The sequence below is a fragment of the Streptomyces sp. NPDC091416 genome (assembly GCF_044756845.1).
Classification (GTDB): Bacteria; Actinomycetota; Actinomycetes; order Streptomycetales; family Streptomycetaceae; genus Streptomyces.
On sequence record NZ_JBIVTU010000008.1, the window covers coordinates 153,587 to 177,366 of the forward strand.

Consider the following 23,780-nt stretch of genomic DNA (forward strand, 5'->3'; position numbering starts at 1 on the left):
GCCCCCGGACGCGGCGGCGTCCGGGGGCACCCGGCGGGGCGGGCCGGTTCCCGTCATTTCACGGCGTACGCCCGGGTGATGGTCTGCTGGACGGAGTTGCCGTCGGCGTCCTGCGCACCGATCCGCAGCGACACGTATCCGGCCCCCTCGGGATGGCGGGTGGACACGGTGAACCGGCCGTCGGCGCCACCGGACACCGACGCCTTCCGCCAGGTGGCCCCGTCGTCGTACGACACCTCGGCGGTCATCGTCCGCGCCCTGACGGGGCCTGCCGTGCCGGGTTCCTCGGTGCGTACCGCGAAGCTGAACCTCTCACCTGCGGGAGCCCGGTTGAGCAGGTCGAGCGGCAGGTCGTAGTAGAGCTGGAGCAGCGGCAGCGGAGCGGTCCCGGACTCCGGGCGGGCCGAGGTGAAGCGCCATTCGGAGTGGGTACGCGTGGACATCTTCCAGTAGTCGGCGGTTCGGGCGCTGTCCATGGTCAGCGTGTACTCGGTCGGCTCGGCGTACGGAGCGGGGAACGAACCGACGGCCGTGATGCGCTTCGCCAGCACCTCGCCGTGTGCGGAGAGCTGCGTGGAGAACGTGTCGGTGGCGTACGAGTACACGCCGTCGTGAACGGCCTCCGAGTCGGTCCACGGGGTGATGGCCAGGTTCATCGTGGCGGGACCGCGCACCGGGATGTACTCCGGGTCGTTCTCGGGAACGGCGGGGCGGGCCACCTGCTTGAGCCAGTCCTCCTTGACGACCTGACCCGGGCTGTAGTCGGTCATCGGGCCGCTGTAGTGGCTGCCCCAGTCCTTGTCCAGATAGACGAGGTGGCGCCACGTCACTCCGTTCGCCGACACCCACTCGGTGCGGTGAATGGGTGCGGGCAGCGGTCGCGGCGTGCTCCAGGAGGTGGCGGTCGCCTGGCCCGGCCGGTAGGCCCAGCGCAGGTCCTGGGCGAAGGGGTGCTCGGTGTGGGAGTGGTAGTCGGCCTCGACCCGGGCGGTGGTGGTCGTGTCGACCTTGAGCGTGGTGTCCTCGGGGATCTGCCCGTCCCACGGGAAGAGCAGGTCGTACGCGTAGCGGCTTTCGGCCTCCGCGGCGATCAGCAGGACCTGGTGTCCGGACGCGGCCTGCTGGGCAAGCTCCTGGCCCGGACCGGCGTCCAGGGTGAGCGCGGGGACGGGCAGCGTCGCCGCGCCCGCCGAGGCGAGGAAGCGGCCGGGCGCGGTGCTGTACACGAGCGCCGCCTTCGCACCCGACTTCGCCGCGGCCGTGACCTGGTCGGTGAGCGCCAGGTCCGTGGAAGCACGGATCAGCGCGATCCGACCGGACAGGTCCACCCCGGTGAGGTCGGCCGCCGAGGCCGTGCCGACCGGGACCACGCGGCGCAGCGAGACGCCGTCCAGCTTCGGTGAGCCGACCACGTACTCCGGGCTGCGCACGACGCCGTGTCCGACCGCGTCGATGCGGATCTCGGGGGTGTACATCACCCACTGGGTGAACAGGGTGAACCGCTCCCGGGTGGTCTTCTCGGTCGGCAGCGCGTACACGTGGTCCACGTACTGGTCGAGCTGCGCGATCTGTGTCGCCGAGCGCGACCCGCTGGAGCGTTCGTACCCCACCATCAGGCCGCGGTGCTCGGCCGGGGTCGGTGTCTTGACCTTGATCTCCTTCGCGGCGGCGCCGTCGAGGGTGACCGTGCGGTCGCTGTCGACGACCATCTGCGGGTCACCGGCCAGCGTGAAGTCGACGACCTGCTTGCCCGCATCGTCGAAGCCGGCGAGGAAGCCCATCATGCTGTACGTGCCGGGCTTCACGCGGAAGACCACGTCGCCCTTGGCGTTGAAGGGAAGGGTGGTGAGGGCGCCGGTGTCAAGGTTGTAGAGGCTCGCAGCGCTGTTGCGGTAGGCGACCTTTCCGGCGTGGTTGACCGCGTGCACGGTGAGGGTGACCACCCGGTCCTCCTTCACCAGGCCGAACTCGGTGTGCACGGCGCCCGATCCGTCGCGCGCCTGGGCGGTCAGCGTTCCGCTGATGCGTCCGCTCGGTCCGGCCTCGGGGTCCGCGGTCAGGGTGACCTCGGCGGTGCCGTGCGCGGGCACGGTCACGGAGTCGGCGGACGGGGTCACCATGCCGGCGGGCAGGGGGGTGCCGAGCCCGTTGTCACCGCGCACGGACAGGTCGAGGGTCCGCGCGGTGTCGCCGTCGTTGCGGTAGGTCACGGTGCGGGCGACCGGCTCGTTCGCCGCACCGTACTTGAAGGAGCCGTAGCCGACGGACCCGGTCGCGAAGAGCGTCCGGGCCGTTGTCCGGCCGATGTCCACCCGTCCCGCGCCCTGCTCGTATCCGGTGGCGCCCGCCACGGACTCGGAGGTCGACATCAGGGCGTCCTTCAGCCGCTGCGGCGACCAGTCGGGGTGCTCCTGGGCGAGGATCGCCGCGGCGCCCGACACGTGCGGGGTGGCCATGGAGGTGCCGCTGAGCGCCGTGTAGTAGTCGTCGACGACCTGGCCCTTGGCGGTTCCGGCGGCGCGGGCGGCGACGATCCCGACGCCGGGCGCGGCGATGTCGGGCTTGAGGGTGCCGTTGGTGAGCGGGCCCCGGCTGGAGAACGACGCGGTGGCGTCGTTGTGGTCGACGGCCGCGACGGCGAGGGCGGAGGGCGCGGCGGCGGGGTTGGCGACTGTGTTCGGGGTGGGTCCGTCGTTGCCGGCCGCGATGACGAAGAGCGTCCCGGTCTCCGCGGTGAGGCGTTCGACGGCCAGGCTGGAGGGGTCGTCCCCGTTGCCGGGGCCGCTGCCCAGGCTCATGCTGATCACCTTGGCGCCGGTGTGCGCGGCCCACTCCATGGCGCCGATGACGGCGGACGTGCTCCCCTGGCCGTTCTTGTCGAGCACCTTGCCGATGACGAGCTGCGCGCCGGGGGCGACGCCCTTGTACTTGCCGCCGGAGGCGGCGCCGCTGCCGACGACGGTGTCCGCGACATGGGTGCCGTGGCCGTTGTTGTCGACCACCGAGTCGGCGTCGCCCTCGGTGGTGAAGTTGCGGGACTCGACGACCTTGCCGCTCAGGTCGGGGTGGGTCGCGTCGATGCCGCTGTCGAGCACGGCGACCTTCACGCCCTTACCGTCGTAGCCGGCCTGCCAGGCGGCCGGGGCACCGATCTGCGGGACACTCCGGTCGAGGGAGGCCTTGACCTTGGCGTCGAGCCAGATCCGGGTCATGCCTCCGTCGAGCGTGGTCTTCGCGTCCTTGCTTCCGGGGCGCACCGCCTCGTCCCAGAACGTCCGGGCCTGCTTCTTGTGCGTACGGAGCGCGGCGGCGCCGAGGCTGGCCAGGGTGCGCGTGCGCGCGGCGCCGTCGGGCACGGCGGCACGGGCCGCGCGGGCGCCGGAACCGTAGGAGACGATCAGGGGCAGGTCGGCGGCGCGCGCGTCGTCGTACCCCTGCTCGACCAGGGCGCTGACGTTGAACAGCTGCGCGTCGACCTTGCCCGCGTCGACCAGCTCCCGCGCCTGTTCGGGGATGACGAACAGGCCGTCGGAGGATTCGCTGATGAAGGCGTTGTGGCGGACGGTGCCGCCCTCGGCGGGGACGATCATCGCCGAGCGACGGCCGTCCGGCCACTGGGTCAGGCGCACCACGTCGCCGGTGACGAGCGTGACCTGGTGCTCCGTGGGCTGCGCTGCTCGGCCGGGACTTTCGGGGGCGGACGGGGCGGCCACGCCTGGCGTCTGGCCGAGGCCGCTCACGCCGAGGGCGAGGGCGGCGGCCGCCGCCAGGAGGGGGAACCGTCTGGATCCGGGCACGCGGGACTCCTTGTCGACACGGGGGAAGTGCAGGGAGATCCCCGGAGCCTCGCGGATGCGCGCACGCCACGACAAGGCGTACCGCTGGCGAGTGTGCGACAGCGTGCGCGCTGTCGCCGCCTCGCCAGCCGGTGGACGCGACCGGCCGTCACATCCAGTTGTTGCGCATGGCGTACCAGCCGAGCTGGAGCCGGGACGTCACCGACGCCAGGTCCATGAGCGCCCGCAGCCTGCGCTGGACGGTGCGGGGCGAGGTGCCCAACTGTTTGGCGGTGGCCGCGTCCGTGAGGCCGGAAAGCATCAGCTGGAGGATCTGCCGGTCGACCGGAGCGAGTTCCGCGACTTCACGCAGATAGGGACGGGAGTGCCGCCAGGCGGTCGCGAACAGCTCGGTGACCAGCATGGTGAGCGGCTGCCGCAGCAGCACCGCGCGCTCCTGGCTGAGCTGGACCATGCCGACCTCACCGTCGGCGATGGCCAGTTTCAGCAGCGGGCTGTCGATCACCCGGACCTGCTCGCCTCGGCGCACCCGCTCCTCCAGGGCGGCCACCGCGGCCGGTTCGGCGAGGAAGTCGCGGTCGACCAGGAGCTGGTAGGTGACGCCCGGGACGGAGTCGAACCCGGGCGGCGCAGCGTCCGCCGGCGACGTCAAGGTCCTCGGGACCGGTGTGACGGTGTTCAGTCCGGTCAGGAACGCCTGGAACGTGTGCCGGGCGCCGGTCTCCAGCTCCAGGATCCTGCGCCCCTGGGCCACCGGGCCCTCGACGGTCTCCACGTACACCAGGCCGTCGTCCGCGGGCCGGGCCCGGACGAGGCCGGCCACGGCCGACTCGGCGCGCCGCAGGTCCTCCCCCAGTTGCCGGAAGACGGCCTGCAAGCTCTCCTCCGTGTCCGCCGGCTCATCGTCGTGCGCGGGTTCGCGGGCGGGCGGAGGAGACGCGCGCTCCGGCACCTCGGTGGTCCTCGCGGGATTTCCGGGATCGAGCGGGGGCTTGGGCGTGGACATGGGCCTCAGTCTCGCCGACGACCACGGCCGCCCACCGAGGCCCGGATCCGCTCGACGGAAGGGTGGGAGGGCCCGTTCACCTTGGGATTACTGGCCGTTGAGCGGGGCGCCACCGCCTGGAAAGCGACGATGGCGAAAGTACGTCATGTCGTATCCTCGCCACCCCCGCGAACGTGAAAGCGGGCCGACTCCCCAGAAGGAGCCGGCCCGCCCGAGGTCCGTCCAGGGCCTCTCGTTCAGATCAACGAACGACCCTAGCCGAGCGACTTGTTGACCTCGAAGGCTCGGGTGACGGTCTGCTTCACCGAGCTGCCATCGCTCGCGGTGACCGTGGCACGCAGGGTCGCGTACGAGGCGCGGAGCGGGGCGATCAGATCGGCGTGATCCGGCGAACCATGCTGTCCGGCGGTCACCTTGACGGAGTGCCAGGTGACCCCGTCGTCCCAGCTGACCTCCAGCCGTGTGGGGCCGACGGTTGCTTCGGCGGCGCCCGGGACACGCTGGACGGCGAGGTCGACTCGCGTCACGGCGAGGAACCGTGCCCCGCCGGACTCGTCGAGACCGTGCGGGGTGAAGCGGACAGCCATCAGCGGCAGGACGGTGCCGGCCCCTGCGTCGGTGTCCGAATCGAAGGCCCACTGCGCCTGCACCCGGGTGGACAGGGCGGCATAGGCCTGGTCACGGGTGAGGTCCGCGTCCAGGGTGTACCGGCCCGGACCGGCCGGGGCCGCGACGGACTTGGCGCTGCCGATGGCGCTCCACTGGCTCACCTGCTGCCCGTCCTTGGCCAGAGTGAGCGTGCCCGTCGCGCCCCAGTCGGAGCCGCCGCGGGTGCCGTCGCCGTCGACGAACCACGGTGTTCCGGCCCAGACCACGGTGTCGTCGACCCGGTAGGCGGCCACGGCGGGCAGCGCCGGTCCGACCACCGCGGCCGCGAAGTCCAGGCGGCGCAGGGCGTGCGGGCCGAAGGTCTGTGCCGAGGTCGCGATCGACTGGCGGCCGGCGATCGTGGCCCGGTCCAGCCACTCACCGGCTGTGCGGTAGTCGCGCACGATCGAGGGGAAGCGGACCTGCTGGTCGATGAAGAGCGGCAGCAGGGCGTCGTCGTCCGGCGTGGCCCCGGTGGTACCGGCGCCAGGAGCGCCCTGGGCGTTGAGGTGGACGCGTACGTCGGTCAGGTCACGGCGGTGGACCGAGAAGGCGGGGCCGGCCGGCACACCGTTGTTCCAAGTCCGTGCCACGTGGTAGAAGAACGGGCTGGGTGCCTGGGTGGAGGCGTCCTTGGCCGCGAACACGGCGAACGTACGGTACTTGGCGTCCGCATCGGCGAACGGCGTCGCGTACAGGGACTTTCCGGCACGCTCGCCGGTGGTGACCACGCTCAGCGTGTACTTCCCGGTGCCGGCGGGCAGCGCGAGCGCGGCCTGTACGGCCGTGGCACGGGCGGCCGGGTCGTGGACGTCGACGGTGACCGGGACGGCGGTGCGGGCGTCGAGGTCGACCGCGGTGTCATCGATCGGGGTGACGGAGGTGGCGGCCATGGTGGTGGTGCGCTCCGTGCCGGTGCCGCTGGTGATCGTCATGCCGACCCAGTACTGGGCCTCCGGCACGGTCACCGCTGCGGTGCCCGCGGTGATGCGGACCGGGTAGCGGTCGCCGGTCCAGCGGTTGACCAGCAGGGCGGTGCCGGTCGCCGGAGTGCCGTCGCGCTGCTCGGCGTGGACCGTCACCTGGTGACTGGGCACGGGGCTGTTCACGGCGAGGATCGTGCGGGTGACGGGCGTGCCCCCCTGCGAGGCGGTGAGGACCGCGGACCACGGGCCGTGCGGCAGCAGGGCGGCGCGGGTGGTGACGGTCGCGGTCGCGGTGCCGTGCGCGGGGACGGTGACCTGGTCGCGGTCCACGGAGAACTGCCCGGCGTTGCCCGGCTGGGCGGTGGGCGAGAGCGGCTTCTCGATGGCCAGGTCGAGCGTCGTGGCGCTGTCACCGTTGTTGGTGAAGGTGACGGTGTGCTCGGTGTCCTTGCCCGCTCCGTCGGACCAGCCGGCCGTCGTCGTCAGGTTCGCCGGGGAGGCGAGGACCGTCTGCCGCACGGCGGTGCCCACGTCGACCCGGCCGGTGCCCTGCTGGTAGGGCGAGCGCTTGGTGTTCGGCTCGGCGCTGTTCATGAGCGCCGTCTTGATCTGTTCGCCGTTCCAGTCGGGGTGCGCCTGGGCGACGAGCGCGGCGGAGCCCGCCACGTGCGGGGTCGCCATCGACGTACCGCTCTTGGAGGTGTGGCCGCCGCCCATCTTCGCGGCGACGATGCTGACGCCGGGTGCCGTGATGTCGGGCTTGACCGCGTTGTCGCTGGGTCGCGGGCCTCGGCTGGAGAACGCGGCGAGTTCGTCGTCGGCGTCGACCGCGCCGACGGCGAGGGTAGCGTTGGCGATGGCGGGCGCCCCGACCGTGCCGGTGCCGTACTCGCCGTCATTGCCGGCGGCGACGACGAACAGCGTGCCGCTGCTCGCCGACAGGTCGTTGATGGCCGCGATCGCGGGGTCCGTCTCGTCGGCCGGCCCGCCCAGGCTCATGTTGACGACCTTGGCGTGGACGGTGTTGACGGCCCAGTCGATGCCGGCCAGAACCGCCGAGGTCGGGCAGGAGCCGGTGTTGTCGCAGACCTTGCCCACGGCGAGCGACGCGTCGGGGGCCACGCCGCGGTAGGTGCTGTCGACGCCGGCGATGGTGGAGGCCACATGGGTGCCGTGGCCGTTGTCGTCCTCGGCGGTGTCGCCGCCGAGGAAGTTGGCCGAGACGCTCACCCGGCCCGCCAGGTCCGGGTGGTCGGAGTCGTAGCCGCTGTCGAGGACGGCGACGGTGACGCCCTTGCCGGTGTATCCGTCGGACCAGGCCTGCGGGGCGTTGATCTGCGGGACGCTCTTGTCCAGGGCGACGTGCATCCGGCCGTCGAGCCAGAGCTTGTTCGCACCGCCGGCCAGCGAGCGGCCGGTGCCGGCGGTGAGGCGCTTCCAGGTGGCGGCGGCGTCCGTGCGGCCGTGCGGGTCGAGCGAGGTCAGGCCCAGGCGGGGGATCGTGTGGCCGGGGCGGGCCGCGCTGCCGGCCGCCTTGCGGGCCTGCCTGGCCGCACCGGTTCCCTTGGCGTGCTGGACGATCATTCCCACGCCGCCGTCGGCGGTGGTGCCCTTCGTGCCGTAACCGGCGTCCAGCAGCGCCTTGACGTCGAAGAGGCGGGGGTCGATCCGGCCGGCGGCGAGCAGCGGATCGGCGTCCGCGGGGATGACGCTGACGTCGTCCGCTCCCACGGAACTGGTGGTGAAGGAGACGCCCTCGCGGCCGGGCGCCGGGCTGACGGTGGCCGAGCGGATGGCGGTGCCGGAGCGTTCGACCGTGACGGTGTCGCCGGTGGGCAGCGGCACGGTGAAGGTGGCGGGCACCTCGGGCCGGGCGGTGGTGCCGGCCGGGCCCGGCGGGCCGGCCGCCTGCGCGACGGTGACGGGTATGAGCGTCGCTGCCACCAGACCGGCGGCGGCGACGATGGATCTGACCTGCATGAAGGGAACCCCCCAAGGTTCACGGAACGGACGCGTCGCATCCTCGCAGCGCAGGGGCCCGTCAACCGGGTTCATGAGGTGGCGACTTGACGACGCGTCGTAGACCCGCCACCGCACCGGGGCACGGAAAGGGCCGGGCCGTCGTGCGACGGCCCGGCCCGGTGGCATACGGCCGGATCAGTCCTTGTAGTCCGGCGCGATCCGCTCCACGAGGCGCAGCAGGGCGCCCCAGGCCAGGTCGTACGCGTCGTGGTCCTCGAAGTCCGAGGACGCCCCGCCCTCTCCGGTCAGCTGCTGGGCGGTGTACTCGGCGACCGTGTCGGAGGGAATGACGAGCGGGGTGCCGGCGGCCTGGGCGGTGACCTGGATCTCGCAGGCCTTCTCCAGGTAGTACATGCGCAGGAACGCCCGCTTGGCGCTGTCGCCGACGGTCAGCAGGCCGTGGTTGCGCAGGATGAGCGCGGGGTGGCCGCCCAGGTCGGCGACGAGGCGCTCCTGCTCGTCCAGGTTGAGGGCTACTCCCTCGTAGTCGTGGTAGCCCACGCGGTTGTGGAACTCCATCGACATCTGGTTGACCGGCAGCAGGCCACCCTGCTGGGCGGCGACGGCGCAGCCCGCCTTCGTGTGCGTATGCAGGACGCAGTGGGCGTCGGTGCGGGCCCGGTGGATCGCGCTGTGGATCACGAAGCCGGCCGGGTTGACCGGGTGCGGGCTCGGCTCCACGGGGTTTCCGTCGAGGTCGATCTTGACCAGGTTGGAGGCCGTGATCTCCTCGAAGAGCAGCCCGTAGGGATTGATGAGGAAGTGGTTGCCGGGGCCGGGCAGCCGCTGCGAGATGTGCGTGAAGATCAGGTCGGTCATGCGGAAGTGCGCGACCAGCCTGTAGACGGCGGCGAGTTCGCGGCGCAGGTGCAGCTCCTCGGCAGCGGCGTCCGTGGTGACGGGGGTGGTGAGAAGGTCGGTCACGCGGGGGCTCCTGGTGTGCGGGGCGCGGCGGGGGTGGCGGGCCGGTCGGGGACGACGACCGGGGTGTTCGGGCGTCCGGTGGTCCACCAGGCGATGACATTGTGCGCGGGGCCGGTGACGTACGAGCGCAGCGAGGCGTCCGAGAGGAAGGCGCTGTGCGGGGAGAGCAGCAGCCGGGGGTGGTGGCGCAACGGGTCGTCGGCGGCGGGCGGTTCGGTGGGGAAGACGTCGAGGGCGGCGCCGCCGATGTGGCCGCTGTCGAGGGCGGCCAGGAGGGCGTCGGTGTCGACGAGGTCGCCGCGCGAGACGTTCACCAGGAGGCTGCCGGGTCGCATGCGGGCCAGCAGCGGCGCGTTCACCATGCCCCGGGTCCGAGGGGTCGACGGGGTGTGCAGGGAGATGATGTCCGCCTGCGCGATCACCGTGTCCAGGTCGGCGCTCGCCACGCCGTCGGGCCAGTCGGTGGCGTGCGGGTCGTGGGCGACGATCCGGCCGAAGAGGGGGGCGGCGATACGGGCGAGGGTGCGGGCGATACGGCCGAACCCGACCAGGCCGAGGGTCAGTTCGCTCACACGGCGCGGCGTCTCGGTGAAGTCGCTGTTCCAGTGGCCGCCCCGGACCACCGCGTCGGCCTGCGGGAGGCGCCGGGTGAGGGCGAGGGCCTGGGCGAGGGCGTGCACGGCGACCTCTTCGGTGGCCGAGTCCGGCAGGTTCGACACCCACAGACCGCGGCGGGCCGCCTCGGCGGTGTCGACCATGTCGTGGCCCGCGGACATGGTGGCGATCATGCGCACTCCGGGGAGCCGGTCCAGGAGGGCCGCGTCGACACGCGCGTATCCGACGATCAGCGCGTCCGCGTCGTGCGCGGCGGCGGCGATGGCGTCCGGGTCGCGACTGCCGACGAAGCGGGCGTCGAAGCCGGCGCCGGTGAGGAGCTCGAGACCCGGCTCCGGGTCCAGCTCCTCCGTCTCGGTGACCACGGCCACAGGGCGGACCACTACAGCCTCCAGGAATGATTCGATTGTCTCATGGGAGTGAAACTTACGTTTCAGCTGTGGAAGATGTCCAGCCCGGACGGGATGATTGCCCGAGTCGGTTGCCGACGCCCCACCGAAGCCGCCGTCGGGGCAGGCGGCGCCCTGGCCGAGAATGAGCGCAGACCCCGGCCGGACCAAGACCGGGCAGACCCGTCACCGAGGGGGACCATCCATGGATCTCGACGAGACCGACCTGGCGATCGTGCGCGGACTGCAGACAGACGGCCGGCTGACCTACGAGACCCTGGCCCAGCAGGTGGGACTGTCCCGGCCGGCGACCCGGACGCGGGTGCACCGGCTCCAGGAGTCAGGCGCCGTGCGCATCGTGGCCATCACCCATCCGGCGGTGCATCGCCTCACCGCCTCCGCACACCTGGCCATCGACACCAACGGCGCGTCCGCCCCGGTCGCCCGCGCGATCGCCACGCTTCCACAGGCCCCTTTCGTGACCCTGACCAGCGGCCGGCGGTCGATCATGGCCGAGCTGCGTACGGCGGGATTCGGCGAGCTGGAGCGGACCGTCGAGCACATCCGGGCACTGGACGGCGTCCGCGTGGTGGATCCACTGATCGCGACGCGGCACGTGAAGGACCCCTATCTGCTGGCCGAGGAGCCGACCGTCACCCTCCAGGACGAGATGGACGCGCGGATCCTCGCGGAACTGGAGCAGGACGGCCGGCTGCCGTTCGCGGAGCTGGCGGGGCGGGTCGGCCTCTCGGCCGGCGCCACCCGCGCGCGCACCCTGCGACTGCTGGATGGCGGCGTGGCGAAGGTGGTCGCGCTGGTACGGCCGGACGTACTGGGCATGGGCTACTTGTGCGGGTTCAGCCTGCGGGTGGCGGGGGCGGCGGCGCGGGCGGCGGAACTGGTGGCCGCGTTCCCGCGAGTGACGTTCCTGTCGACCTGCCTGGGGCGCGCGGAGCTGGTCGGCACCGTCACGGCTGAGTCGTTCACCGCCGTGCGCACCACGCTGGAGGAGATGCGGGAGCTGCCGGAGGTGCGCGAGGTGGAGAGCTGGCTCCATCTGGAGCTGGTCAAGGAGCAGTACGGCATGGGACCCCGCCCGGCCTGACCGACCGCCCGAGGGGACGGCCGCACTCAACACAGTCGATCCGTAACCGATTCAGCGATTCGACGTTACAAACATTCTTTCACTGACCCTCTGGTCAATCAGTCGTTCGCTATCTATGGTTCAGCAAGTCGAATCGTCTGTCGACGCAACCCCCGTACCTCTCCGGTCGAAAGCAGGCCCGTCATGTCCCGTCCGTCCGAATCCCCCGATTCCCCCGAGCGCACGCTGCTCGTCACCGGTGCCGCCGTGGCCGCTGCGGGCACCTCGGTGCGCGCCGAGGCGCTCGCCGTCCGCGGTGACCGCGTCGTGCACGTCGGCACCGCCGAGGAGGCCCGCGCGGCACTCGGGGGCCGCGTCGACACGGAACTCGTCCTGGACGGCGGCCTGGTCCACCCCGGCTTCGTCGACGCCCACTGCCACCCGGTCATGTACGGGCAGGCCCTCGCCTGGGTCGACCTGCGGCCCGAGCGCGTCGGGGACATCGACACGCTCGTCGAGGTGTTGCGCGAGGCCGGCCGCGACCTGCCCGCCGGCGTCCCGGTCCGCGGCTTCGGCTACGAGCACCGCCGCCTGGCCGAGGGCCGCCACCCGAACTGCCACGACCTGGACCGCGTCGCCGACGACCGCGAGGTCTACGCCATGAACGCCTCCGGCCACGGCGGCGTCGTCAACTCCCACACCCTGCGCACCTGCGGCATCACCGCCGCCACCCCGTCCCCCGAAGGCGGCAGTATCGGCCACTTCGAGGACGGGGAGCCCGACGGCCAGCTGTGGGACGCGGCCTGCGACATGCTCACCGGCCCGGCAGGCGTGAAGATCGGCAACCACGGCCCGAACTTCCACCTCTCCGAGCCCGACGCCATCATGGCCGACCATCTGCTGCGTGCCCAGGAGGTCTTCCTCGCCGCCGGTGTCACCACGATCGGCGACGCCCAGGTCTCGCGCCGCGAGATGGAGACGTATCTGCGCGCCCACGACGACGGCAGCCTGCGCATGCGCGTCTCCGCCTATCTGACGTCCGCGCTGCTGGACACCGCCCTCGAACTGGGCGCGGTGCGCGGCTTCGGCGACGACCTGTTCCGCATCCAGGGCGTGAAGTTCTACGCCGACGGCACGCTCGGCGGCTGGACCGCCTACTTCCCCGAGGGGTACGCGGCCGACTGCTGCCACCACGGCCAGCTCTACCACTCGGTCGAGGAGTACGCGCAGATCGTCCGCCGCGCGCACGCCGCCGGTCTGCAGACCGCGACGCACGCCCAGTCCCCGTACGCCATCGGCATGGTGCTCGACGCGATCGAGAAGGCGCAGGCGGACCGGCCGCGCGAGGACATGCGTCACCGCATCGAGCACTCCGGCCTGCCGACCGACGAACAGATCGACCGCATGGGCGAGCTCGGCGTCATCCCCGTCATGCAGCCGCAGCACCACCTGCGCACCGGCGACGGCACCCTGACCGCGATCGGCGAGATGGGACACCGCTACAACCCCGCGGGCCGCTGTTCGCAGGCCGGCGTGCCGGTCGTCTTCTCCTCGGACGCCCCGGTCGCCCCGCCCGCCCCGCTGGAGGCCGTGGCCGCCGCCGCGACCCGGCGCACCGTGCTGGGCACGGTCCTGGGCGACGAGTCGCTGCGCCTGCCGGTCGAGGCCGGGCTGCATGCCCACACCGGCGCGGCGGCAGCCGCCCTCCACCGCGAGGACGCGGTCGGCGCGCTCGCTCCCGGCATGCTCGCCGACTTCTGCGTCCTGGACGCCGACCCGCTGACCGTGCCCGTCGACGAGCTCACCGGCATCCGTGTGCGCGAGACGTGGGTCGGCGGCCGCCGCGCCTGGGCCGCCGCGGGCCGCTGAACCACCGCCCCGAACTCCCCGGCGGCCGGACGATCCCGTCCGCGGCCCGGCCGCCGGGTCAGGCCCTTTCCGGGGCCGCTCCCCCGCACCGCAGCAGTTCCCGTCCCCGACCGTCCTCATCCGCCCGGAGGTCCCCGTGCCGGACCGCACCACCCAGCGCTCCCCGCAGAGCCCGTTCAGGACGGCCTTCGCCGCCCTTTCCGGAACATCCATCGAGTGGTACGACTTCTACGCATTCGCCACGGCGGCGGCCATCGTCTTCGACGACGTCTTCTTCCCGGCTGACATGCCGGCGACCCTGAAGACGATCTCGGCCTTCGCCACCTTCGCCGTCGGCTTCCTGCTGCGCCCCCTCGGCGGCATCGTCTTCGGTCACATCGGTGACCGCGTCGGCCGTAAGAAGACCCTGGTCATCACCCTGATGATGATGGGCATCGCCTCGTTCGCGATCGGTCTGCTGCCCACCTACGAGCAGGTCGGCGCCCTCTCCCCGATCCTGCTGATCGTGCTGCGCCTGATCCAGGGTCTGGCGATCGGCGGCGAGTGGGGCGGCGCCGTGCTCATCGCCGTGGAGAACGCCCCCAAGGGCAGGGCCACCTTCTTCGGCTCCTTCGCCCAGCTCGGCTCGTCCGTCGGTGCGCTGCTGTCGACCGGCATGTTCAGTCTGATGAACCTGTTCGGCGACGACGCGTTCAACAGCTGGGGCTGGCGCGTGCCGTTCCTCGCCTCCGCCGTCCTCGTCGTGATCGGCCTGGTCGTCCGCACCAAGCTGGAGGACTCGCCGGTGATGGACGAGATCCACGCCGAGCAGAGGAAGAGCGACCGCGACACGGCAGGGCGGGCCAAGAAGCAGGGCGCGGTGAGCAGGCTGCCCGTCGCCGAGGTGCTGCGCAACGACTGGAAGACCGTCCTGGTCGGCGTCTTCTCTCTGGCCACCGCCACCGGCGGCTACTACGTGGTGACCAGCTATCTCCTCACCTACGGCACCGACGACCGGCATCTGTCCGAGTCGATGCTGCTCAACGGCCTCACCCTCGCCGCGTTCCTGGAGCTCCTCGTCACCCCGTTCCTGGCCCTGCTCGGCGACCGGATCGGCGCGCACAAGGTCGTCGTCGGCGGTCTCGCGGGCGTGGTGCTGCTGTCCATTCCGCAGTTCATGGTCATGAACACGGGCAGCGTCGTGCTGATCTACCTGACGATGCTCGCCATGCGGTTCGTGATGTCCGCGCTGTACGGGCCGATGGCCGCGATCCTCGCCGACGGGTTCGCCCCGCACGTCCGCTACACCGGGATCTCCCTCTCGTACCAGGTCTGCAACCTGGTCTTCGCGGGCTTCGCACCGGTCACCGCCGTGTGGCTGTCCTCGCTGGCCGGCGGCGCCTACTGGCCGCCCGCCGTCGCGCTGATGGTGGTCTCCGCCATCGGCATCTGGTGCACGCTGCGACTGCGCACGTACCACCGGCGGCGCGTCGCGGCCCAGACGCCGGCCGTCGCACCCGGGCGGGTGGCCGTCGACGCCTGAGCCGATGTCCGTGCGCCGAGGGGCCGTCCCGGAAGGGGCGGCCCCTCGGCGTGTCTCAGCGGACCTCGTAGGCGCGGACCATCGTCTGGCCTACCGACGCGCCCTGCCCGTCGGCGAGCGTGACGCGCAGGTGGACGAAGGTGCCGGCGGGGGCGTCGCCGGGCACGACCGCCTGCCAGGTCCCGTGCGACCGCTCCGTCTGTGCCGGGTGCCAGTCGGTGACCGCCTCCGTGGTGGTCTGACTGCCGTAGGCGTACTCGACGCGGGCGTTCTCCAGGGCGACCGGACCGTCCGCACCGTCCACGACCGCCCCGAGGCCGATCGTCGTCGCCTCGCCCGCCGGGCGGGAGTTACGCAGATCGGACGGCAGGTCGAGCACCGGGACGAGAAGGCGCTGGGCGCCCTGGTCGGCGGCGCCGGAGCGGAAGTTCCACTCCGTGGCGTAGGCCAGCCCGACGCGGTCGATCGCGGTGGCGGTCCGCCGCCACGTCTTGCGCACCGTCACGTCGGCCTGCTCCACGGGCAGCTCGTACATGCCCGAGACCTGGGGCTGCGGCTCACCGTTCACGAGCAGCTGAAGGGTGCCTATGTCCAACCGGCCGAGGGTGGAGTCATGACCGCCGGCATCGCCGAACGGGGCCATGGTCATGGTGAGCCGGTTGCTGTCACGCTTCATCAGCGCGGGGCTGTAGGTGTTGCGCACGGGGCCGTACGGCGACTTGTACCAGTTCGCCGTGGACGCGCCCTGCCGCACCGCCGCGCGCGGTCCGTCGTACGCGGTCCCGCTGGTCGTGCCGAGGTCCCGGCGCATCAGCGTGGTCCAGGTCAGCCCTTCGCTGCCGGATGGCGTGAAGTACTCGGTGCGCTGCTGCGGGGCGTGCAGCGGCAGCGTCGTGCCACCGGCCCACACGGCGGCCATGCCGGGCAGACCCACCTTCACATCGGACCAGTACGTGGTGTCGCCCGTTGCCTGCTGCACGTGGTAACGGGCGTCGGTGACGGCGAGCTTGCTGTCACGGACCCGCTGGATGCCGGGGCGGATCGCGTCCTTCGAGGTGTACGCCAGGTTGTAGACGTACGGGCTGTTCGCGGTCGCGGTGCCGGACCAGCTCACCTGCGCCGAACCCGTCGGGCCGGCCTCCGCCTTCAGCGCGAGGGCGTCGTCCCAGGTGATGGTGGCCTGCGGCGCTCCCCCGTCGGGACCGGTGATCTGGAAGCGGCCCTTGCTGTCGGGGACCGCGGCCAGCACACCGGCGGCTCCGGCCTTCCTGGCAGCGGTGTCCCACAGGTAGGCGTTGCCCCCGCCCGTCCCGGCGTCCACCAGGGCGACCTTGCCCTTCAGGTCCTGGGCCGCGAAGTTGGCGTCCGTTCCCTTGCCGATCGCGACGACCTCGGCAGAGCCCCGGCCGTCGAACTCGGTGGCCTTCTGCACCGGCAGCGAGTCCAGGACCCGTCCGCCGCCCGTGGTGAACCGGGCCTGCGGCGCGGTCTGCCGTACGGAGGCGAGGAAGGTGGCCTTGTCGGCGTGCCGGACCGGCTGGGCGTAGATCTCCTTGACGTACGACGGAATCGAGGTCGCGTAACCGGCGAGCATCCGGCCGCTGTCGCCCAGAGCGTAGGTCAGGCCCATCGCGAAGCCGTTGGGCCGGCTCGCGCGGTCGGTGTCCCACGCGACCCGCTCGGCGTCGCGGGCGTCCAGGGTGACGGTGGTGTCGCCGGAGACGGTGAGCTCCGGCCGGTAGAGCTGGGACACCGAGGCCACGCTGCCGATGTCGCCCGGCTCGTCCCTGGTCATGATCATCCCGCTGAGGGAGTAGGTGCCGAGCGGCACCCGGATCGTGGTGCTGCCGGCCTCGGGGTAGCCGATGACGTACCTGCCGGCGGTGTCGCGGTGGTCGTCGAACAGCTGGAATGCCGAGAGGGACGACGCCGGGTCGCCGTGCCGGTCGAAGCCCTTGACCGTCAGATCGGCGGACGGCACCTCCAGGTGCACGCCGAACGGAACGGTGACGCGCACACCGTGCGCGCCCGTGCCGACGAGGCGGCCGGTGAGGGTGCCGTAGTCGCCGGCGTCGAGCTTGGCCGCGGGGTCGATGCGCACCGGCACGTCGGCGGTGCCGTTCGCGGGGACGGTGACCCGGGTGCGGGCGGCCGAGGCGAAGCCGCGGACACGGGAGCCGTCGTCACCGCGGACGTCGCTGACGGCGACGGTGAGCGTGACGTCCTTGTCCGTGACGTTGGTCAGCGTGACCGCTCGGTCGACCGCGTCGAGTCCGGCCTGCGGGTACGCGAAGTCGCCCAGCAGCGGATTGGGGTCGCCGACGACCGGCTGGGCGGTCGCCCGGGCCACGTCCATCGGCCCGGCGCCCTGGTCGAGGACGGGTGCGTCGGTGCCCTTCGCCGACGAGGTGAGCAGCGCCTTGAGGCGGGCGGGAGCCAGCCCGGGGTGCTGCTGGAGCAGGAGCGCGGCGCCGCCGGCGACGTGCGGGGTGGCCATGGAGGTGCCGGACATCGACTGGTACGCCTGGGCGTCACGGCCGCCCGCGCGCGCCGCGACGACGTCGACGCCCTGGGAGGCGATGTCGGGCTTGGCGTTGATCCCGTCGGCGGAGGGTCCGCGGCTGGAGAAGGACGCCGTCTCGTTCTTGCGGTCGACGGCGCCGACGGTGAGGGCGCCGGGTGCGCAGCCCGGCGTGGAGACGGTGCCGCGCAGCGAGGCGTTGCCCGCCGCGATGACGAACAGGGCCTTGCCGCTGAGCCGCTGGACGGCTTCGACATCCGGCCCGGTGCAACTGGTGGAGCCGTCGGCGCCGAGGGACATGGAGACGATCTGGGCACCTTCGGCGACGGCCCACTCCATGCCGTTGACGATGCCGCTGAGGGTGCCGGAGCCGTCGTCGCCGAGCACCTTGCCGACGAGGAGGTCGGCGCCCGGGGCCATGCCCGCGTACCGGCCGGCGGAGGCGGCGCCCGTTCCGGCGATCGTGGACGCGGTGTGGGTGCCGTGGCCGGTGCGGTCCTGGGCGTCCTGGTTGAGGACGAACACCTTGGTCTGCTTGATCCGGCCCGCGAGGTCGGGGTGGCCGGCGTCCACGCCGGTGTCCAGGACGGCGACCTTGACGCCGGACCCGTCGAGCCCCGCCTTGTGCGCGGTGGCGGCTCCGGTGAGGGGGACGGTCGGGGTGCCGAGTGCGTCGACGGCGTTCCCCCGGACCTTGGCGTCGAGCCAGATCCTGGTGACGCCGCCGGCCGCACGGGCCGAGTCCTTCGCCGGGGCCAGGTCCTTCCAGGCGTCGGCGGCGGACGTCTTCGTGACGGACAGTCCGGCGCCGCCGATGGAGTCGAGCGCGGCGGTCGTCCTGACGCCGGGGCGGGCGGTGCGCGGCATGCGGCCCCCGGCGTATTCCACGATCACCGGCATGGTGGCGGAGTGGGCGTCGTCGTAGCCGTCGGCGACGAGCCGGCCGATGTCGAAGAGGCGCACGTCGACGAGTCCGGCGTCGACGAGCTTCTCGACGCCCTGCGGGAACACGTAGGTGCGGTTGCCGTCCTGCCAGACGGCGGCGGGGTGGTCGGTGCCGTCCACGGGGCGGGGCGATGCCGAGAGGACCCGGCCGTCGTGGTCGACCCGGGTGTCGACGACGTCACCGGTGACGAGGGTGACGGTCACGGTGCGGGCGGTGTCGGTGCCGCTGCCTGTGACGGGTGTGGTGGTGGCGGGTCCGGCCTGGGCCGCGGGTATACCGACGCCCAGCAGGGCAACGGCCGCGAGCCCGGCGGCGGTGGTCCGCCATGGTCTGATGCGTCTCACAGGGAACAACTCCTGGTCGAAAGGGCGCTGAACCAGAAGCGTCACCAATTCCGGTGCCTCATGGGGGCGTTCGGGCTGGCGAGAGGCCGCCATGGCGTAATCACGACAGGGCGGGCACCGCGGACCCGCACGCCGCTGACGTGGCGCGGCGGGGGTCCCTGGCCGGTTGTGCACGGGAGCGGGGAGAATGGGCGTATGTCGCCCGTCCCAGGAACACCCTCCCAGCGGCCTGCCGGCTCCGCGCCGTCCGGTCCTGCCCTGCGCGCGTCGCTCACCGAGCTGCAGGACCATCTGCGTGGCGCGGACGCCGCGCTGGCCCGGCTGCTGGGACAGTGGGGATCCGACGCCGGCGGGAGCGACGACCATATCGTCCGGGTCCTGGAGAGCCGGGAGGAGCAGGCACGGCGCATCTACGACATCGAGTACGCCGCCCGCACCACGTTGTGGGGCTTCCAGTCGGGGGCGAACACGGTGGCGCCCGTACCGACGACCCTGCCGGACGGGCCGGACGGACCGGACGGTCGACGGAGAGACGGAAGTGGACCGCCGATGCGCAAGGACGGCAATCCGGACGCGTCGTACCGCATCGTCGTGGACCGCGACTTCCTCTCCGAGCCGGCCGCGCTGCGCGCGCTGGACCTGCGGGTGGAACGGGGCCACAAAGTCCGGGTCGTCGACCAGCCCTTGATCAAACTGCTCATCGCGGACGGTGAGACGGCCATGGTCCAGGTGGAGCCGGGACGGTCGCTGGAGCTGCGGCCGCCGCTCGTGGTGCTGGCGATCGAGCTGTTCGAGTCGGTGTGGCGCCGCTCGCGCCCGTATCTGCGCGAGGACGGCGATCTGAGCCCCACCGACCGCCGCATTCTGCAGCTGATGCTGTCCGGACTCACGGACGCGGCGACGGCCCATCAGCTGGGCACGTCGCCGCGTACGGTGCAGCGCCGGGTCCGGGCGCTGATGGATCTGGCCGCCGTGGCGTCGCGCGTCCAGCTGGGCTGGTACGCGATGCGCAACAACTGGGTTTGAGAACCCCGTCACGACGGCCGTCCGGCTACATCAGGTTCAGGTAGTCCTCCAGCGACTTGCCGCGCAGGCGCTTGACCGGGTCGGTGTACCGGTCGGACCTGCTGTTCTGCGCCAGATAGTTGTCCTTCACCCAGGCGAGGTCCTTCGCGCCGACGGTGCCGTCGTGGTCGATGTCGGCGGCGCGGTCGGCCGTCCCGCGCGCCGCGTACACGGCGGCCGCGTCCCTGACGTCGACGACGTCGTCGCCGTTCACGTCACCTGCGACGAGGGCGGCCGCCGAACTGGCGGTGTTGCCGGCCACACCCCAGGTGCCGTCCAGGCCGAGGTCGATGTCCTCGGTCCAGGTGAAGTGGCCGGGCGCCGTCACCCGGAACCGGTACGGCTTGTCGGACGGGGTCAGCCCGCTGACGGAGATCCGGCCGGTCTTGTCCAGGGCCGCCTCACGGCTGGTGCCGTCGGGTGCGGTGAGGGTCGCCTCGATGCCGTCGGCGGTGTGGTCGCGGACGTTGTCGTACGCGCCTTCCCGGGTCAGCAGGGCCTGGACGGCCGGGCGGGCGACGAAGGTCGACGTCGGGTTGAGCATGCGCACCGCACCGTAGAACTGGATGTTCAGGTTCGTCTTGGTGCCCGCCGTGTCGACGGCCGAGGTGCTGCCCGTGCTCAGGCCGGCGCTCGCCGTCACCGTGCCACCGGTCACCTCGTACGTCACGTTCACCAACGGCATCGAATCGCCGCTGAGGCCCGCACTGTCGGCGACATCGAAGGAGAGCGTGCTGTACGAGGACGATCCGGCCGACACGTCGGTGCGTCGGATCTCGGACGGGCCGTGTGCCTTCAGTTCGGCGGTCGGTTCGATGGAGACGAGCTTGACGTTCCGGTCGTCGTAGCGGAACTGGGACGTGAACGTCTTCCAGTTCTTCAGCTCGTGCGCGGTCAGCGTGTACGTGACACGGTCACCGGCGCGCGCCGACGCGGTGCTCGCGTCGCCGACCACATAGGGCGTGCCCTTTCTCATGATGTTGACCTGGCGGATGCCGCTGATGTTGCCCGCGGCGTCCGTGGGCCACAGCTTGAGATTCGCGACGGGCGGCCCGACGGGAAGTTTGACCTGCCCGTTCACGGTCCCGTCGGGCCCCACCGGGAGACTGCTCTCGGGTGCGTTCGGGCTGTAGAGCGAGTAGTACAGGCGGTTGTCGCTCTGGCCGATGTCGAGGCCCGCGGCGCGGATGTCGTCGGCCTGGGCGTCCAGGAGGGTGCCGGTCACGTTGAACGACGTGGCGTCGGCGGCCCGTTCGATGACGGTGGGGTGGGCGGAGTCCCAGGCTCCGTAGGCGTCCTGGTACGTGGGAAGTTCCGAGTCCACGTACACGTCACGCAGTTCGCTGTCGGTGCCGCCGGCGGCGTCCGTGCCGACGATGCGCAGCTTGTAGTGACCGTCGTCGATGAAGCGGCCGCGCGGGTCGAACGGGGTGGCCTTGTCACCGGTCGACGGGAAGTACCAGGGGCCCACCGTCGCCGGGCCGTAGAGGACGCCCTCGGTGAGACCGACGGTGTTGATGCCGCCGATGTAGCCGAGGTCCTTGCCGTCGGCGTCGGTGAGGAAGATGTCGATGCTGCGCAGCTGTCCGGCCATCCGCAGGTTGAAGGTGGCCGCGCCGGACCCGACGGCGCCCTCTTCGGAGCCCCGTCCGGTCGACATGACGGACTTGGTCATGTCGACCTCCTCGAACCCGGACTTGGCGACACGCAGCCCGAACGGGACGTGCAGCGCCGGCGTCCCGCTGCCGCTGCTCGGTGTCAGCGTGACCGTGCCCTCGTAGTAGCCGGCCGCGGCACCGGCGGGCACGCGCAGGGCGGCGGCGAGGGACTTCTTGCCTCGGGCTCCGACCGTGATCCGGTCACTGGTGGTCAGGGTGATGTGCGCGGCGTCGGCGTCCGCGGAACTGCCGGAGCCGCGGCTGAAGGCGGTGCGCACGTCGTACGTGACGGGCCTGCCGCTGTCGTTGACCACGCGCAGGGTGCGCTGGAGGTTCGTGGCGCGGCCCACCGGCAGCACGCCGAGGTCCAACGCGCCGGTGACGGCGTCGACCTCGGTCTGCGTGCCGTCGACCGTGACGTGCGGGGTGGTCTCCGGGACCTGTACGGCGGCGGTGGCGTGCACGGCCGCGTACGGGTCGACTGCTCCGGCGCCGGCTTCGAACACGCTGACGTCGCCGGGCAGGGAGGTCGCCGTGTTCATCAGCGCCGTCTTGATGTCGTCGGGGCTCAGTCCGCGGTCGTGCTGGAGCATCAGCGCGGCGGTGCCGGCGACGTACGGCGCGGCCATCGAGGTTCCGCTGAGGCGGGCGTACGCGTAGGTGTAGTCGCCGCCGGCCGGGTCGACGATGTCGGCCGGGACGGACGACAGTACGCTGACGCCCGGCGCGGTGACCTCGGGCTTGATGGCGGCGCTGCCGTAGACCGGGCCGCGCGAACTGAAGTCGGCCAGCGACCCGTCGCCGAGGCGGAAGGTTCCGGCCGACGTGAACGAGACGTCGGCACCGGCCGCCATCAGCGCGGCGCCGTCCGCCGCGGTCAGCGAGAACGCCGGGACGTAGTTCGGGTTCTCACCGATGTAGAACGGGATGTGCCCCTCGGCGGCGTTGTCGTTGACGAGGAGAACGGCCGCGGCGCCCTTGTCCTGTGCGCGCCGCACCTTCTCGTCCAGCGGAATGCCGCCGCGCCGGACGAGGGCGGCCTTGCCCGTGACGTCCTTGCCGGTGTAGCCGGCGGCCGTGCCGGTGCCGACGTCGACGACGTCGAGCGAGCCGTCCGTCAGCTTGTCCAGGGCGTCGCCGTAGGGCTGGGCGAGCAGCCGGCCCTGCGCAGTCACCGATCCGGCGGCAAGCGTGTACGAGGGCAGGGTCAGCGGTTCGGAGTGGGCGCCGACCGTCAGCGGGAGGGCGGCGGCGGCCGGTGTGGCGACGGTGCCCGCCTTCGGGCCGCTGTTGCCGGCGGCTATGACGGTGGTGACGCCCGCGAGGACCAGGTTGTCGGCGGCTATGGACTGCGGGCTGAGCGGGTCGTTGATGGCGGCGCCCAGCGACATGTTGACGACGTCCATGCCGTCGTCGGCCGCCTTGTCCATGGCGGCGATGATGTTGCTGGTGCTGCCGCTGCCGTAGGGACCGAGAACGCGGTAGGCGTGCACGGAGGCGTCGGGGGCGACGCCGTGCGCGGCGCGCGCCTTCGCGTCGGCGCCCTGCCCGGCGATGATGCCGGCGACGTGGGTGCCGTGCTCGGTGTAGTACGTGGAACCGGCGTTGGTCTCGGCCTGGCCGGAGGCCTTCCAGTCCTCGTACGTGGTCTCCATCGGGTCGGCGTCGTCGTCGACGAAGTCGTAGCCGCCCTTGTACACGCCCTTGAGGTCGGGGTGCCGGTAGTCGATGCCGGTGTCGATGATGCCGACCTTGACGCCCTTGCCGGTGATGCCCTCGGCGTGCAGGCGGGCCAGGCCGTCATCGGCACCGTCCGTCTCCGCGCCGCCGGATCCGGTGGCCTCCGGGTCGGAGAGCGCCTTCACCGTGCTGTCGGGCCACACCGAGGCGACCTCCGCGTGGTCGAGCAGCTCGGCGACCCGGTCACCGGGCAGGCTGAGGCTGACCCCGTCGAAGCTGCGGGTGTAGCTGCGGTGCAGCCGGGGCGCCGGGGACTGCTCGCCGGACTTCTCCGCGGACGCCTGCTTCTCGGGGAACATGTCCTTCAGCACGTCGCGGAACGCGCTCTGTGCCTCGGTGACCGCGGTGCGCGCGTCCGTCTCGCTGAGGCTGCGGCCCTCGGCGGCGGCAAGCAGACGGGCGGTCCTGGCGGGCGGCGTCCGCAGTTGCACGATGACGTCGACGGGGTCGGCGGACTTCAACGCGGCCTTGTCCGTGACGTGGAGGCCGCCCATGTCCAGCGTCGCCATCCGGTGCAGCGCCTCTCGCTCCTGGCCGTCCAGGGAGGCGAGCACACCGACGGCGCTCGGCGTGGTGCCCGGGCCGGGTGCGGCGACGGCCGCGGGCGCCGTACCCGCCGCGGCGGCGAGGACGGCGGCCGCCATCACCAGGGACAGGCGTCTTTGTTCCGGGACATGCGTCATATGTGCCTTGCTCCACTCTGG

11 protein-coding genes are annotated in these 23,780 nt (G+C 72.1%); 4 read left to right on the top strand and 7 right to left on the bottom strand.

The window, feature by feature from the left end:
* Positions 1-53: 53 nt before the first annotated feature.
* The 5 genes from ACIQMX_RS24035 to ACIQMX_RS24055 form a co-directional block, all read right to left on the bottom strand.
* Positions 54-3,797, bottom strand: coding sequence for a S8 family serine peptidase (locus tag ACIQMX_RS24035; RefSeq protein WP_402480952.1), 3,744 nt, complete (start codon positions 3,795-3,797; stop codon positions 54-56).
* Between the two features lie 148 nt (positions 3,798-3,945).
* Positions 3,946-4,803: a helix-turn-helix transcriptional regulator gene (locus tag ACIQMX_RS24040; RefSeq protein WP_363073667.1), complete on the bottom strand. Its 858-nt coding sequence runs from the start codon at positions 4,801-4,803 to the stop codon at positions 3,946-3,948.
* A gap of 254 nt (positions 4,804-5,057) precedes the next feature.
* Positions 5,058-8,357, bottom strand: coding sequence for a S8 family serine peptidase (locus ACIQMX_RS24045; protein ID WP_402480956.1), 3,300 nt, complete (start codon positions 8,355-8,357; stop codon positions 5,058-5,060).
* Between the two features lie 177 nt (positions 8,358-8,534).
* Positions 8,535-9,323 carry a class II aldolase/adducin family protein gene (locus ACIQMX_RS24050; RefSeq protein WP_363073663.1) on the bottom strand — a complete coding sequence of 263 codons (789 nt, stop codon included), beginning with the start codon at positions 9,321-9,323 and terminating at the stop codon, positions 8,535-8,537.
* Positions 9,320-10,321: a C-terminal binding protein gene (locus tag ACIQMX_RS24055; RefSeq protein ID WP_363073661.1), complete on the bottom strand. Its 1,002-nt coding sequence runs from the start codon at positions 10,319-10,321 to the stop codon at positions 9,320-9,322. Before ACIQMX_RS24055 ends, ACIQMX_RS24050 begins: the two co-directional genes overlap by 4 nt.
* A 211-nt stretch (positions 10,322-10,532) precedes the next feature.
* On the opposite strand from ACIQMX_RS24055, the gene ACIQMX_RS24060 reads away from it, so the two are divergent.
* The 3 genes from ACIQMX_RS24060 to ACIQMX_RS24070 all read left to right on the top strand — a co-directional run bounded on the left by ACIQMX_RS24060 (position 10,533) and on the right by ACIQMX_RS24070 (position 14,802).
* On the top strand, positions 10,533-11,432 hold the full coding sequence (locus ACIQMX_RS24060) for an Lrp/AsnC family transcriptional regulator (RefSeq protein ID WP_363073659.1): 900 nt from the start codon (positions 10,533-10,535) through the stop codon (positions 11,430-11,432).
* A 183-nt stretch (positions 11,433-11,615) separates the two neighbouring features.
* Entirely contained in the window at positions 11,616-13,280 is a 1,665-nt protein-coding gene (locus ACIQMX_RS24065) for an amidohydrolase (protein WP_363073657.1), read from the top strand.
* Between the two features lie 136 nt (positions 13,281-13,416).
* Positions 13,417-14,802 (top strand): MFS transporter, encoded by a 1,386-nt coding sequence (locus tag ACIQMX_RS24070; RefSeq protein ID WP_363073655.1) that lies wholly within the window; start codon positions 13,417-13,419, stop codon positions 14,800-14,802.
* A 55-nt stretch (positions 14,803-14,857) separates the two neighbouring features.
* Here ACIQMX_RS24070 and ACIQMX_RS24075 read toward each other — a convergent pair whose 3' ends face one another.
* The gene (locus ACIQMX_RS24075) at positions 14,858-18,613 is read right to left on the bottom strand and encodes a S8 family serine peptidase (protein WP_402480961.1); all 3,756 of its coding nucleotides are present in this window, start codon (positions 18,611-18,613) and stop codon (positions 14,858-14,860) included.
* 195 nt (positions 18,614-18,808) lie between these two features.
* Here ACIQMX_RS24075 and ACIQMX_RS24080 point away from each other — a divergent pair, with 195 nt between their 5' ends.
* Positions 18,809-19,639, top strand: coding sequence for a helix-turn-helix transcriptional regulator (locus ACIQMX_RS24080; protein WP_363073651.1), 831 nt, complete (start codon positions 18,809-18,811; stop codon positions 19,637-19,639).
* A 25-nt stretch (positions 19,640-19,664) separates the two neighbouring features.
* On the opposite strand, the gene ACIQMX_RS24085 is transcribed toward ACIQMX_RS24080, so the two are convergent.
* Positions 19,665-23,759: a S8 family serine peptidase gene (locus tag ACIQMX_RS24085; protein ID WP_363073649.1), complete on the bottom strand. Its 4,095-nt coding sequence runs from the start codon at positions 23,757-23,759 to the stop codon at positions 19,665-19,667.
* Positions 23,760-23,780: the final 21 nt, after the last annotated feature.

Bases quoted from the DNA above. Each gene is read 5' to 3' on its own strand.
- ACIQMX_RS24040 (WP_363073667.1), bottom strand. From the start codon at position 4,803: ATGTCCACGCCCAAGCCCCCGCTCGATCCCGGAAATCCCGCGAGGACC.
- ACIQMX_RS24045 (WP_402480956.1), bottom strand. From the start codon at position 8,357: ATGCAGGTCAGATCCATCGTCGCCGCCGCCGGTCTGGTGGCAGCGACG.
- ACIQMX_RS24060 (WP_363073659.1), top strand. From the start codon at position 10,533: ATGGATCTCGACGAGACCGACCTGGCGATCGTGCGCGGACTGCAGACA.
- ACIQMX_RS24065 (WP_363073657.1), top strand. From the start codon at position 11,616: ATGTCCCGTCCGTCCGAATCCCCCGATTCCCCCGAGCGCACGCTGCTC.
- ACIQMX_RS24080 (WP_363073651.1), top strand. From the start codon at position 18,809: ATGTCGCCCGTCCCAGGAACACCCTCCCAGCGGCCTGCCGGCTCCGCG.
- ACIQMX_RS24085 (WP_363073649.1), bottom strand. From the start codon at position 23,759: ATGACGCATGTCCCGGAACAAAGACGCCTGTCCCTGGTGATGGCGGCC.